This is a genomic window from Aciduricibacillus chroicocephali (genome assembly GCF_030762805.1).
In the GTDB taxonomy this organism is placed as follows: Bacteria; Bacillota; Bacilli; order Bacillales; family Amphibacillaceae; genus Aciduricibacillus; species Aciduricibacillus chroicocephali.
In genome coordinates this window covers 834,974-848,973 of record NZ_CP129113.1, presented here as the reverse complement: position 1 = coordinate 848,973, position 14,000 = coordinate 834,974, and the positions used below count along the sequence as shown (strand labels likewise).

The window sequence follows — 14,000 nt, the reverse complement described above, 5'->3', positions numbered from 1 at the left end:
TGCAAGAACGTATTGCAGGAAGTATCTTTGAATTAGGAGGAATGATATGAAACTGACAGAAATTCGATTGCAGCGGCTGAAAATGAAACTGAACAATCCTTTTCGCAATAGTATATCTGCAGTGAACGCAAAAGAATTGTATATTATTACAGCTATAGATGAAGCAGGTATAGAAGGCTACGGTGAAACAGTCGCATTTGATACACCATGGTATACCGAAGAAACTGTGGCGACAAACAGAATGGCTATAGAGTCTTGGCTCATCCCTCTACTTCGCGAAAAGACAATCTCGCATCCCGAGGAGATAACAGAGCTATTCTCGGTCGTTAAGCGGAACCAAATGGCCAAAGCTGCTGTCGAGGAAGCAATATGGGATTTGTATGCCAAACAGACTGAAACTCCGCTTTATCAACTTCTAGGAGGTAATCGAACAAAAATTGCAGCAGGAATTAGTCTTGGAATCGAACCTGATGTTAAAGACTTGCTTAAAAAAATTGAGCAGAAAGTAATTGCCGGCTGCCCTCGTGTTAAAGTGAAAATTAAAAAAGGCTGGGACATGGATATATTGCGAGAAATTCGTCGACATTTCCCGACTCTCCCCCTAATGGCAGATGCCAATTCAGCATATTGTATTCGTGATCTCGATTATTTACGCCAGTTGGATGAATTTGATTTGATGATGATTGAGCAGCCTTTTGAAGACGGAGATTTTGCAGATCACGCGCAATTACAGAGAGCTATTAAAACACCTGTCTGCCTTGATGAAAGCATTCATTCCTTGCAGGATGTACGCACAGCACTTGAGTTAGGCAGTTGCAAAGTGATCAATATCAAAATCGGCCGTGTCGGCGGACTTGCGGAAGCAAAGAAAATTCACGACTATTGCTTTGCAAGGAATATCCCCGTTTGGTGTGGAGGGATGCTTGAAGCAGGAATTGGCCGGGCTCATAATATTGCTTTGGCTTCATTGCCAGGGTTTACTTTACCAGGGGATATTGGTGGTTCGGCGCACTATTGGAAAAAGGATATTATACATCCGGAAGTCGTTGTCACCAACGGAGAGATTACTGTACCTAAAAGTCCTGGCATTGGCTATGAAATAGACCGCGATGCGATTCGTAAGTACCTTATTGAAGAGCAGATTTTCCCTCTATAAAAAAATCGGTTCCCTTTTGGGAAACCGATTTTCTTTTAATTATTATTCAGCGAAAGCATCTGTTAGATTTGTAACAATCTGCTTCTTCCGGGAAACGACACCTTTTAAGAAGGCGCGATTTTCGATCAGGTTTGTATGGAACGCTTTCTCAACCTTGTCTGCAGACTTTCCAAGAGCAAGGGCATCAGAGTCATTGTTCAGAATATCTGTTACAACAAACAAGAAGAGGTCAAGGCCTTTTTCTTCGATGACTTTATTAATTGCAGCTTCAAGCTCCGCTTTTATTGCATATGTTCCTTCAACATCAACAGTATTCACTTGAGCAACTTCAACTTTTGCTCCGTGCATGGAGAATTCCTTCGCATCCATGGAAATAAGCTCACTTGCTGACTTGTCACTCAGGTCAGCTCCTGCTTTTAGCATTTCCAAACCGTATTCTTCCAGGTTGACTCCTGCAATACGAGCAAGATCATGGGCTGCTTCTACATCTTCGTCTGTGCATGTAGGCGATTTTAGCAGAAGAGAATCGGAGATAATTGCAGAAAGAAGCAATCCAGCGATATTTTCTGGAAGGTCAACTTGATTTTCCTTGTACATTTTCTTAATAATTGTTGCTGTACAGCCAACTGGTTCAGCACGGAAATATACAGGTTCCTTTGTTTCGAAGTTGGCAATTCTATGATGATCAATAACTTCAAGAATACGCGCAGCCTCAATACCTTCAGAACTTTGCTGGAACTCGTTATGGTCAACTAGAATAACTTCTGTGCCAGGCTCAAGTGTCGGCAAATATTCAGGTGCTTCGAACTTGAAATAATCAAGGGCAAACTGAGTTTCCTTGTTTACATCGCCAAGCTTCACAGCTTCAACATCCGCTCCAAGCTTCTTCTTCAAGTCAGCGTACGCAAGTGAAGAACAGATCGTATCCGTATCAGGATTTTTATGACCAAAAATCAATGTTTTACCCATTTGTATTCAGCCTCTCTTCATTCTCATATGTATATCAGATTCTAATCTATCACAAAAAATAACAACTGCCAATTAATCTTATCATAAAACTCAGATTTGTCAGCCTTTTGTTGACAGAGTATAAGAAAATTCTATCATAGCCTGTGTACCTGTTCAATGATGTCGAAAGTTCGCATATATGCTGAAAAATTCGAACATATTATTTGCAATTGCCCAGTAGATACGCAATCATAAGCAGTAAAGAGTGATGAACTGGAGGTGTACAGCCATGCTGTTGCAGCTGGAGCATTTCAATTTGACGAGAAGGGTCTTCACGAGACTCGCCAAAAGTCTCGAAGAGCAGCAGCTCGACTATCAGCCTAAGGCGATGAACAATACACTGCGCTGGCATCTTGGCCACTGTATCGTTATCCCGGAACATTATCTGTTCCACTTCCCCAATGAGTCCGAGAACGTTCCATCTTATTATTATGATATGTTTGCGGCCGATACGAAGCCTGCCGACTGGACTCAAAAACCACCAAGTCATGAAGAGCTTATCTCCCATATTGAAAAACAAACGGAACGGATCAACGCGTTGGATTCGGATTTTTTCAATAAGGAACTTCAATATGAACTGTCATTCGGACGCTTCAAGACTTATGGAGACATATTCTTCTTCATGATTCACCATGAAGCTGAACATATTGGGCAGATGAAGGTGATGCTGCATGATATTGATTATGAAGCCAAATTGGCCAAATAAGTAAAATGGAACAGAATCCGGATAGCGGAATCTGTTCCATTTTTTCATTTTACGATCAGAACTGGGCAGCTGACACGCTTGGCGACTTTGTGGCTGACGCTACCAAGAATAAATGTCTGGAGTTTATTCAAACCACGGCTGCCAATGACGACACAGTCATATTCTCTGGAGTTCACGAATTCTACGAGTGTCGGTCCAGGTTCACCATGCAGAATATGCAATTCATAAGGATAATCGGCAAGTTCGAATTGCTCTCGTACTTGCCTAATTTTTTCCTTGCGTGCAAGCTCGATTTCAAAGGGGTCGTTGTGATGCAATACGTCTGCCTTCGCATTTTCGCCATCAACGACATAACAGACTTCAACTGTCCCTTCAAATTTTTCTGCAAGTGAACGAGCATATTCAGCAGCTCTTACAGAGTGTTCCGACCCATCAGCAGCGAGCAGAATATTTTTGAACATGAGCAATTCCTCCTTCAATGAGCTGATGGTTACGCGTTCCTTTTAGTACATTAGCCATTATGTTTGCGCACCTTTTCGCTCTCGGCATTTAATCCAGTATATGCATAAGTATACCACGCTGGCGGAATTTCATCTCTTTTTTAAACTTTGGAAATAATGAGATATCCTCGCTTTAACAACAATACTATGTCATTTTAATCTTTCTAAAGCTCAAAAATACTGACACAAAAAAATCCGAACTGTTTTTATGGACTAAAATCGAGCGGGAGGATTTATTTCTTCTTTCCAGCGACATAATCATTTTACTCGGTTATCGCATCATTATTTATTTGCCGAACAATAATAGCTCAAATGAAAATGTCAGACAATACTGTATAACAGATTTACAGAGCTTGGCGCTTTTGCTAATGTAATAGAAAAAGGAGCGACTGCCATGAAGGGGAAAATTACAGTCGGTATCATCATTCTTGTTATCATTATCGCAATGATTCTCACCTGGGTATGGCTTCAAGATGTTATTGGCGAATTTCCAAAGTAAGTAAAAGGGTTGTTCCCAATTGAACTTGGGAACAACCCTATATTCATACTGCTGAAGCTTCCTCATAGTTATCCTTTATGAGCCAAACAGTCGTCCGCTCATACGCAAATTGGAATATCGGGCTCTGGACAAATGTATAGAGGAAAGTAAAAAGAAACACTGGGCCGCCAATCATAATCCCAAGCACGAAAACACTCGTCTCCATGGTAATCCTTACTTTTCTAATTGAGATGCCTGTCTTATCCGAAATTGAAAGCATGAATCCGTCTCGGGGACCAGATCCAATCCTTGCGGCGTTGTTCATGCCTCCTCCGACTCCCATAAGAGCCATACTGCAAAGCATTATTACAACATCAACGATAAGATTCCCGCCTTTTGGAAGAAAGTTCAGCCAAAGCCACAAATCAACAGCCCAGCCTACAAGAAATACATTAAGGAAAGTGCCAATATTGATATAACGCCTGTCAAGAATAAGTGTTATGAATATAAGACCAATCCCTATGATAATGGACCATGTTCCGATTGAGAGGCCAAACTTTTCATAAAGCCCGACATGCAGAACTTCCCAAGGATGAATGCCGAGATATTGAATCTGAACGGCTTGCGCGATGCCCAGACTGAACAGAATCAGCCCTAACATGAAGAAACCGAGTCGTTTTGCCAATAGCATGCACATAACCCTACTTTCTGAAACTTACTCCTATAAGAATATCACATTCAGCAAAGGATTATTTCAGAAATTCTCCAGCATATGTCACTTACTCTACCAATAAATTTCACTTCCTTTGGCGACAAATTGCTCAGCCATTTCCTGCATTCCCTGCTCCATCTCTTTCTGTTTTTTCATATCCTTACGCAAATTATGTGAAATTTTCATGGAGCAGAACTTCGGACCGCACATGGAGCAAAAATGAGCGACTTTTGCAGCCTCCGCAGGCAGCGTCTCATCATGGTAGCTGAGTGCCCGCTCCGGATCAAGAGACAGATTAAACTGGTCGTGCCATCGGAATTCGAACCTCGCTTTAGAAAGAGCATCATCTCGAACTTGCGCTCCAGGATGACCCTTTGCAAGATCAGCCGCATGTGCTGCAATCTTATACGCAATGACCCCTTCCCTCACATCATTCTTATTAGGCAGTCCAAGGTGCTCCTTTGGTGTCACATAGCAAAGCATCGCCGTTCCATACATAGCGATTGTAGCCGCCCCAATTGCCGAAGTTATGTGATCATACCCTGGAGCAATATCAGTTGCCAATGGCCCAAGCGTATAAAACGGTGCTTCCTGACAAATCTCCATCTCTTTATCAACATTCTCTTTTATCTTATGGAGCGGAATATGGCCAGGCCCCTCAATCATCACTTGTACATCATGTTTCCACGCAATCTTTGTCAGTTCTCCCAATGTGTCAAGCTCTGCAAATTGCGCCTCATCATTCGCATCAGCGATTGAACCTGGGCGCAAGCCATCCCCAAGAGAGACGGAAATATCATATTGATTCAAAATTTTGCAGATGTCTTCAAAATGCTCGTAAAGGAAATTTTCCTCATGATGGGCAAGGCACCACTGAGCTAGAATTGAACCGCCTCTTGATACAATGCCTGTCGTTCTGCCGACTGTCATCGGAACATAACGGAGGAGCACTCCAGCATGGATCGTGAAGTAATCCACGCCCTGTTCTGCCTGCTCTATCAACGTGTCACGGTAGACTTCCCAAGTGAGATCTTCCGCAATTCCATTCACTTTTTCCAGTGCCTGATAAATTGGAACTGTCCCGACTGGAACAGGTGAGTTGCGAATAATGAATTCCCGTGTCGCATGAATATTTTTGCCAGTAGAGAGATCCATAATATTGTCCGCTCCCCAATGTGTGGCCCATGTCATTTTCTCTACTTCTTCTTCAATAGATGAACTGACAGCGGAGTTTCCGATATTGGCATTAATCTTCACGTGGAAACGTTTGCCGATGATCATCGGCTCGCTCTCCGGATGATTAATATTGCATGGAATAATAGCTCGACCTGCCGCTACTTCCTCCCTGACAATTTCAGGATCAAGCTGCTCACGAATAGCGATGAATTCCATCTCTGGGGTAATGATTCCTTTCCTTGCATAATGCATTTGCGTAACATTTCTGCCCGCTTTTGCCCGGCGCGGACGATGCTTGAACTCATTCTGGAAAAAGACGACTTCCTTCCCGCCATTATCCTCAGGTCTCACTTTCCGCCCTTCATACAGCTCTGTGTCTCCGCGTTCTTCAATCCATTTTTCACGCTGTCTGCTTATTCCTTTATGTATGTCGATAACAGCCTCGTCATCTGTATACGGACCACTTGTATCATAGACACGGATCGGTGCGTTCTTCATTGTCATGTAATCCGTCACTGTATCTGAAAGTGAGATTTCCCGGAACGGCACTCGAATATCCTCTCGGCTTCCTTTTACATATACTTTCCGGCTATTCGGAAACTGCTTCCTGAATTCGATCTTTTCTTCATTTACCTGGTTCATCGTCTAATCCCTCCAAATATGAGAATCGTTGATTGAACCTGATCTGATGGAAAATAAAACAGGTTCCATTGACGAATCAACGGAACCTGTGGAAATATACACTTTATGGCATGCAAAATCGATAAATGTCCCCTTAAGAAAGACACCATTGGCAATACCGTGCTCCACTTCCCTACGCTAGTACAAACTAGATCAGGTTCCAAGAGTTGAGACATTTCAAACGCTATGTCCCTCTCAGCCCGGCTCACGGGCACCCCCAGCAGAATGTTTATCATTCAGTTAGCTCTACCATAGCATAGATTATACATCAGGTAAATGAAATTCAGGAAAAATCATACAAAAAGAGAGCCTGTAATAAATCCAAGCTCCCAATTCATTAATTATGAACGGATCTGGCCTTCGCCAAATACGTAATATTTAGTGGATGTCAAAGCAGGAAGACCCATTGGTCCGCGAGCATGAAGCTTCTGTGTACTGATGCCGATTTCCGCTCCATAACCGAATTCCGAACCATCAGTGAAACGTGTGGACGCATTATGATATACAGTAGTCGCATCAACACTGCTCATAAATTTCTCAGCATTTTCCTGATTGTTCGTAATGATTCCTTCTGAATGCTTCGTGCCATATTTGTTAATATGTTCGATCGCTTCTTCAACATCGAAAACTGTTTTGACGGAAAGCTCCATATCCAGATATTCTGTGCCCCAATCCTCTTCAGTCGCAACGATTGCTTCCGGGAAGACAGAATGTGCCGCTTCATCTGCATGAACCTGTACACCATGAGATTTCAAGGCGTTCAAAAGTTTAGCGCCATGTTCCTTGACCCAATCTTTATGAATGACGAGACCTTCAATCGCGTTACAAACAGATGGACGCTGTGTTTTTGCATTAATGGCAACATTTTCAGCCATTTCATATTCAGCAGTTTCATCAATATAAAGATGACAGTTACCTGCTCCTGTTTCCAATACTGGAACAGTCGCTTCACGAACAACAAGGTCGATAAGGTTCTTACCACCACGCGGAATGAGCACATCAAGATATTCCTTCATGTCGAATAGTTCCTTAGCTGTTTCGCGAGACGTATCTTCAATGAGCTGAACTGAATCTACAGGGATGGATGTCTCAGCTAATGCTGTCTGAATCGATTTCACAAGTGCCATATTGGAATACTTTGCAGAGGAACTACCGCGCAAAATGACCGCGTTTCCTGTTTTCAGGCAAAGTGTTGCTGCATCGACTGTTACATTTGGGCGTGCTTCATAAATCATACCAACAACACCGAGCGGCACACGCTTTTTAAAAATACGCAGTCCATTTTCTTTCTCAATGGATTCCAAAGTTTCTCCAATAGGATCTTCGAGTTGAATCAAGAGACGAACAGCTTCGGCGATATCCGCAATACGCTTCTCATCAAGCATGATTCGATCAAGCGTTGACGTTGGAAGGCCTTTTTCTTCTCCCGAAATCAAATCTTTCTTATTCTCTTCAATAATTGCAGCCTGATCTTTGATCAACTGGTCAGCAATCTTGGCAAGTGCTTCATTTTTTTCTTCTGTCGTTTTGCCATTCAGAATAAAGCTTGCGCGTTTACCTAGCGCACCTTTTTCCCTGACTTCATTCGTTTGCACATTTGTCATAATGAATATTCCCCCTTCTGATTAGTGAATCGCTTGCACCCATTCATCCCTATGAATGACTTCGATCAGATGCAGAACAAGCTCATCTGTCCGCTTGCCCATCGCCTGAGTCAGTTCTTCGGAAGAGCATCGGACCTCACCTCGGCCAAGAAGACCGCTCTTACCGTAGACATCGACTATATCACCCTTCTCAAAAGTTCCTTTGAAATCATAGATTCCAGCCGGCAGAAGACTACTTCCCTTGTCAAGAAGTGCTCGTTCCGCACCGTCATCGATATAGATTTTTCCGGACACATCCGAGTGGATCCAAATCCATTGTTTCGTATTGTTAACTGGAATCAGGACGTTCTGCCCGACATACGTACCGTCCCCGTTGCCCTTGAGAATATCAAGAAGTTTGTCCTCACCTTTTCCACTACCAATAAAGGCCTTAACACCGAGAGCCAATGCCGTCTTGGCAGCAAACAGTTTCGATTTCATTCCCCCGGTACCAACACTAGAACCTTCACTTGTGGCCATTTGAAGAAGTTCATCCGTCACTTCCGGTATATAATCGAACTTCTTCGCATCCGGATCCTTTGATGGATTGGCACTGTACAAGCCATTTATATCTGTAAGAATCATTAGCTGGTCGGCATGAATTAGCCCACTTACAAGAGCAGAAAGCATGTCATTGTCGCCAAATGTAAGTTCTTCTACAGACACGGTATCATTTTCGTTGATGATCGGCAGGATTCCCCTATCAAGAAGCTCCGATAATGTTGCGTGGGCATTCTTGTATCTCTCACGGTTCGTAAAGTCCGTACGTGTGAGCAGCACTTGAGCTGGTACAATATCGTATTCGGCGAAATGCTGAATATATGACTGGATAAGCAAACTCTGCCCAACTGCGGCTGCCGCCTGCTTTCCTTTAAGAGTGACGGGACGCGAACGATAGCCCAATTTCTTAAAACCTGTAGCGACAGCTCCAGACGAAACAATCGCCACATCGTGTCCTGCTTTCTTCAAATTGGCGATCGCATGGATATGATCCTGGAATTTCTCCTGGTCAATTTCTCCATGGCTATTTGTCAGAGAACTGCTGCCGATCTTCACTACTACTCGTTTCTTCTCCATCGATGCGCCTCCCAGTCAATCTCTCCGTTTTCTTCATATCATGTAAAAAAATCCTCTTCATGTCCTATGACACAGGACAGAAAAGAACCGAACGTTTCATATAAAAATAGATACTCCAATTATGCTCGATTTTTCTGATAATGTCAATGACGCGTCTAGGTTTGAGAATGAAAGATTGCGAAAGTTATTGACAATTCAGTAAAACCCGTTTAATATCTAAACAACAATTAATCCGATAAATTAACTTTGTTTTTTATAGACACCAAGAAAAGGAGTGAATCCAAATGGCTGCTAACCAATTATGGAATGCTTTGAAAAAACTTCAATCGAGCGTTTCTTTTATGAATATAGGAGCTCATCCCGATGATGAGCGTAGTGATCTGCTCGCTTTTCTCTCACGCGGTCTTGGTGTGCGGACGACCGCCATCATCGCCAATCGTGGTGAAGGCGGCCAGAACGCAATCGGGAGTGAACATGGGAACGCGCTCGGGGTTTTGCGAACTGAAGAAATGAAGCAAGCAGCCAATGTTCTTGGTATTGAGACTTTCCATTTAAGTGAAAATGCAGATGATCCCATTTACGATCACGGCTTTGAAAAAACCGCAGCAGATACACTTCGCAAATGGGGAAAGGATCTCGTTTATAACAAATTAATCCGTCTTATTCGTGAACATCGACCCGATATTGTAATGCCTTGCTTCCTTGATGATGAATTGGAGCATGGCCATCATCGGGCAATGACCGAACTGACGATGAAAGCTTTCCACGACGCGGGTAAAGCAGACGTTTTTCCAGAGCATTTCAAGGAAGGCTTGAAGCCATGGAACATTCGCAAACTATATTTGCCGGAGAGTGAGGAATACGCTACCCTTTCCCTCGAAATCGGTGAACTGAATGAAGCAACTGGACTGACCTATCCTCAGCTCGGTGAGGAGTCACGTTCGTTCCACCGTACACAAGGCATGGGGGTGGACCTCGATCCAGAACCACGTACCTTTTATTTGAAGCTTGCAAAATCTATTCAGGAGATGCCAGATAATAACCTGTTCTCTGGTATCCCTCAAGACTTCAAAGAATACGCACAAACAGTGGGAGCTCATTCTGTTTTAGCTGATGATCTAATAAAACTCCAAGATTTACTGAACAATGCAATTGATGTTTATCCGAATGAAGAACAAGTTCTGACTCAACTCGTACAGGCTAGTGTCCTAATTTCTGAACTTGTTAAAAAGACTAATCACAGTCAGCTCAATTCAGTAAAGAAGCACGACCTTGTTTATAGACTGACATTAAAGCAGAAGCAGGTTTCAGAAGCTGCATTCGCCACTGCAAAACTGTCTATAACTAATATAAATATGCCTGTCATCTTGAATCCCGGTACAATTGCAAAATTTGATTGGAAAACAAAGTACGCTGGTTCACTCCCCAATGTAGAAATTTATAGTTTCTTAGATACTGCTAAAGATTGGGAGATTTCGACATCAGTACGTGTTCATACTAAAGATTCCGGTGGACATACGTCCATTAATAGTACTGTTCATATTCCAGCCGAAGCAGAACTTCATAATCCATATGAACGTCCAGCAATCAGCCGCATCTGGCAAATGCATATTGGGTCTGCTGTGTTTACTAAGGAGGAAGATTTGCCAATTCACGTTTTGCCAAATCTCAGCCTTACGTTTTCGAAAGATCATATTGCGTTTAACACAAATGAACCTCAGATTAAGCCTGTTACTCTTAAAGCAAGTATTAAGAACTTTTCTCCCAAGAGAGAACATGCCCGTCTTGTCATCGACTTGCCTAAAGGATGGGCTTTATATGGCAACGAAGAAGAACTTGCAATCGAACCATTTGCAAAACATGAATTGGTACTGCAAATCGCACCTTCCAGCAAGAATGATACTGGAAAAATTGAGCTTAAAGCACATCTTCAAACTGCTGAAGGAAAGTCAGGGGCCTTGTCAGTTCAGGAAATCAGCTATGATCATATCGACCCTGCCTATTATGTAAAAGATGCGAAAATCAGTGCTTCTCTGTTCGAACTTGAAAAGCCTGAGTCACTCCGAATCGGTTACGTCGATAGTGGATTCGATCATGTAGCCGATCATCTGGCCGGTGTTGGATTCGATGTCACGAGTCTAACGGATACAGACCTTGCTGAAAATAACCTGACAGTCTATGATACGATTGTCATCGGAACTCGTGCATATTTGTCACGCCAAGACCTCATCCAGCAACATAGCCGCTTAATGGATTATGTAAAACATGGTGGCAATCTAATTATGCAGTATCACAAGCCGACAGACGGCTTCAATCATTGGGTGCCAGGACCTTATCCGTTCAAACTTGGCACACCATCCCTACGCTGGCGTGTGGCTGATGAGTCAGCAAAAGTCAGTCATCTGAAGCCCGCCTCTCCCCTATTCCATTATCCGAATCAGATTGCATCAGAAGATTGGGATGGATGGATTCAAGAAAGAGGTCTATACTTCCCGATGAACTGGTCTTCACAATATGAAACAGTTGTCCAAGTTGCAGACCGTGATGAACAGGCAATGGAAAGTGGCATACTCGCTGCACATTACGGAAAAGGGACATTTTTGTACACGAACCTTATTTTCCATAGACAAATCGAACAGCAACACCCGGGCGCTTATAAAATATTCACGAACATGCTCAGTTATGGAAGAGCTATGAACCGCGCAAGCAGAAACCAATGGATTTTCAAAAAAAGCAGCAAATCTCTTAAAACAGAAAAAAACGTGGTAGTTTCCTCACTATAAAGGAAGCTAGCACGTTTTTTTATTCTTCCAAATCAACAAGTTTGATAGTAGCGACCAAGGTAAGGATGGAACCGGTCGCTTGAACCCATCCACCAATCGTATTGATTATTACCCCGTCTTCTCCTCTAAGCTCCAAAATACCTGATAGACTTTGCATCGAGTTTCCAATTACTTGAAGGAGATTCCCATAAATACTGTAAAAGGAAATGACCGGTATTTGTTCTTCATTTAATGCATGCATATAGGATAGACTTCCACCTGTCGCTTGAATGAGGTTCCCTTTAATATTGAATTTAATCTCCACTTGCTCACTGACATCCAATAGAAACCCGGCTACGTTCACCAAATTCCCAACTGATTGTACTTGTGAACCCACTTTGTCATGAGTAAATTCAAATTGACTGTCCGCAATTAAAGCATTTCCTGTAGCTTGCATTTCATTTCCCAATATATCAAGATTCCTGGAAAATGCCTCATAAAACTGCGGGGAAATGACCTGACTTTCTCCTGGCAGCGGCGTACCAGCTACAGCAGCCATTGTTGTGCCAATTGCTTGTACCCAAGATCCGAACAACGCCTTTTGCGGATTATCCAATCCCTACTCCTCCCGCACATCTGGCCTTTAAATAACTATATGCAAAAAAAAAATTTTCATATGGGCATTCTGTATACTATTGGAACTTTATTTATTTGCTATGGCATATGCCATGTATCCTTACAAATATTTTTTATGTGACAACATAAAGGACGTGCTGAGCTTCCAAGTTTAAAATATAATGGATTCAAAAATAAAAGGTTAACAAGGAGGATGGTTGATGATTTTTGTTGCGCTGCTTCGAGGTATTAATGTAGGTGGAAAAAATAAAATTAATATGAAATTGCTGAAACAAACCTTTGAAAACGCCGGTTTGGACAATGTAGTGACTTACATCAACACAGGAAACATTATTTTTTCTTGTAAAGGCAAATCTAAAACTGAACTGGCTAATCTTTTGGAAGAAATGATACATAATGATTTCCAATTACATATTAAAACAATAGTACTGAGCCTTGGTGATTTTAAAGAAATCGTTAGCGCCATTCCTGCTTCTTGGAAAAATGACATGAACATGAAAAGTGATGTCCTTTTTCTTTGGGATGAAATTGATAATGAATCGGTTCTTGAGAAACTGGTTATTAAACCTGCTATTGACTCGGTAAAATATGTCCCAGGTGCGATCCTCTGGTCAGCAGACAAAGAAAATATTACAAAAAGCGGTAAATCAAAGATCATTGGTTCAGACATATACAAAAACATCACAGTAAGAAATGTTAACACCGTTCGTAAGATATATGAATTGATGCAAGATTAAAAGGAGGGAAGCTCTCTCCCCCCTCTTTCTTTTCACCAATATTTTATTTTGAATTCTTGACTGCCAATTTCTTCTCCATTCACTCCTTGTCTAGCAATCAATGTAAGCGGGGTTATTTGATTGTCCAATTCATAAGAGACAGCGTTCTCGACTGTTCCGTTTTTCTTAATACTTTCCACTTGAGAATCTAAATATTTTTGGTCTGGCAGCGTTCCCATTTTCAGTTTGTCTATTTTATTTGAACCATTTTCCTGTACGGCATTATAAATAGAATTCCAGGCTGCTATAGGGTCTATATTTTTGTCTGTATAATTAGTTACCTTGTACCATATGGCAAATAGAGGCTTGTCACCTTTATTGCCTTTATTTCCGACAGGGATCACTTTAGTATTTGTTATTTCAATTTTGATACCTTCAATCTTTGCTACATTTTCTTTGAAATAAATATCATCATTTTCACCTTGCTCTAAAATTCTCTTCTCGAGTTTTCTTTCAAAATCATCTGCCGCTCGTTGTTGAGCACTACATGCCGAAAGTAATATTGCTAAAAACAACAATACGAATAATTTCTTCAAATTAATCCCCTCCTATTCCATTATATTACAAACGCGTGCGATTAATAAGAGCCTTAGAGTTAAGGAAGTCCCCGCTTAGTATCTATTCATCAATTCCGGCTGTTCCACTACCCCACGACAATTAACGCTGTTTATCGAAGTTGCTTACTTACC

12 protein-coding genes and 1 riboswitch are annotated in these 14,000 nt (G+C 42.0%); of the genes, 4 read left to right on the top strand and 8 right to left on the bottom strand.

The window, feature by feature from the left end; all coding sequences use genetic code 11:
- Positions 1–46: 46 nt before the first annotated feature.
- Positions 47–1,156 carry an o-succinylbenzoate synthase gene (gene menC / locus QR721_RS04435; RefSeq protein ID WP_348029251.1) on the top strand — a complete coding sequence of 370 codons (1,110 nt, stop codon included), beginning with the start codon at positions 47–49 and terminating at the stop codon, positions 1,154–1,156.
- A 42-nt stretch (positions 1,157–1,198) separates the two neighbouring features.
- Here the strand turns inward: menC and QR721_RS04430 are convergent, their stop codons facing one another.
- Positions 1,199–2,125 carry a manganese-dependent inorganic pyrophosphatase gene (locus tag QR721_RS04430; protein ID WP_348029250.1) on the bottom strand — a complete coding sequence of 309 codons (927 nt, stop codon included), beginning with the start codon at positions 2,123–2,125 and terminating at the stop codon, positions 1,199–1,201.
- Between the two features lie 268 nt (positions 2,126–2,393).
- On the opposite strand from QR721_RS04430, the gene QR721_RS04425 reads away from it, so the two are divergent.
- Entirely contained in the window at positions 2,394–2,870 is a 477-nt protein-coding gene (locus tag QR721_RS04425) for a DinB family protein (protein WP_348029249.1), read from the top strand.
- Positions 2,871–2,914: 44 nt separating this feature from the next.
- Here QR721_RS04425 and QR721_RS04420 read toward each other — a convergent pair whose 3' ends face one another.
- From QR721_RS04420 to proB, 5 genes are all read right to left on the bottom strand, one after another.
- Entirely contained in the window at positions 2,915–3,331 is a 417-nt protein-coding gene (locus tag QR721_RS04420) for a universal stress protein (protein ID WP_348029248.1), read from the bottom strand.
- 581 nt (positions 3,332–3,912) lie between these two features.
- On the bottom strand, positions 3,913–4,539 hold the full coding sequence (locus QR721_RS04415; protein WP_348029247.1) for a YczE/YyaS/YitT family protein: 627 nt from the start codon (positions 4,537–4,539) through the stop codon (positions 3,913–3,915).
- Positions 4,540–4,632: 93 nt separating this feature from the next.
- On the bottom strand, positions 4,633–6,378 hold the full coding sequence (gene thiC / locus QR721_RS04410) for a phosphomethylpyrimidine synthase ThiC (protein ID WP_348029246.1): 1,746 nt from the start codon (positions 6,376–6,378) through the stop codon (positions 4,633–4,635).
- Positions 6,379–6,530: 152 nt separating this feature from the next.
- Positions 6,531–6,646, bottom strand: a riboswitch (TPP riboswitch).
- A gap of 112 nt (positions 6,647–6,758) precedes the next feature.
- On the bottom strand, positions 6,759–8,021 hold the full coding sequence (locus tag QR721_RS04405; RefSeq protein WP_348029245.1) for a glutamate-5-semialdehyde dehydrogenase: 1,263 nt from the start codon (positions 8,019–8,021) through the stop codon (positions 6,759–6,761).
- A 21-nt stretch (positions 8,022–8,042) separates the two neighbouring features.
- On the bottom strand, positions 8,043–9,137 hold the full coding sequence (proB, locus tag QR721_RS04400; RefSeq protein ID WP_348029244.1) for a glutamate 5-kinase: 1,095 nt from the start codon (positions 9,135–9,137) through the stop codon (positions 8,043–8,045).
- Positions 9,138–9,421: 284 nt separating this feature from the next.
- Here proB and QR721_RS04395 point away from each other — a divergent pair, with 284 nt between their 5' ends.
- A complete protein-coding gene (locus QR721_RS04395) occupies positions 9,422–11,920 on the top strand; it encodes a PIG-L family deacetylase (RefSeq protein WP_348029243.1) in 2,499 nt (832 codons plus the stop codon).
- Between the two features lie 19 nt (positions 11,921–11,939).
- Here the strand turns inward: QR721_RS04395 and QR721_RS04390 are convergent, their stop codons facing one another.
- Positions 11,940–12,515, bottom strand: coding sequence for a DUF6944 family repetitive protein (locus tag QR721_RS04390; protein ID WP_348029242.1), 576 nt, complete (start codon positions 12,513–12,515; stop codon positions 11,940–11,942).
- A gap of 220 nt (positions 12,516–12,735) precedes the next feature.
- Here QR721_RS04390 and QR721_RS04385 point away from each other — a divergent pair, with 220 nt between their 5' ends.
- Complete coding sequence (locus QR721_RS04385; protein ID WP_348029241.1) at positions 12,736–13,272, top strand: DUF1697 domain-containing protein; 537 nt, start codon at positions 12,736–12,738, stop codon at positions 13,270–13,272.
- 32 nt (positions 13,273–13,304) lie between these two features.
- Here QR721_RS04385 and QR721_RS04380 read toward each other — a convergent pair whose 3' ends face one another.
- On the bottom strand, positions 13,305–13,847 hold the full coding sequence (locus tag QR721_RS04380) for a DUF5067 domain-containing protein (RefSeq protein WP_348029240.1): 543 nt from the start codon (positions 13,845–13,847) through the stop codon (positions 13,305–13,307).
- Positions 13,848–14,000 lie beyond the last annotated feature (153 nt).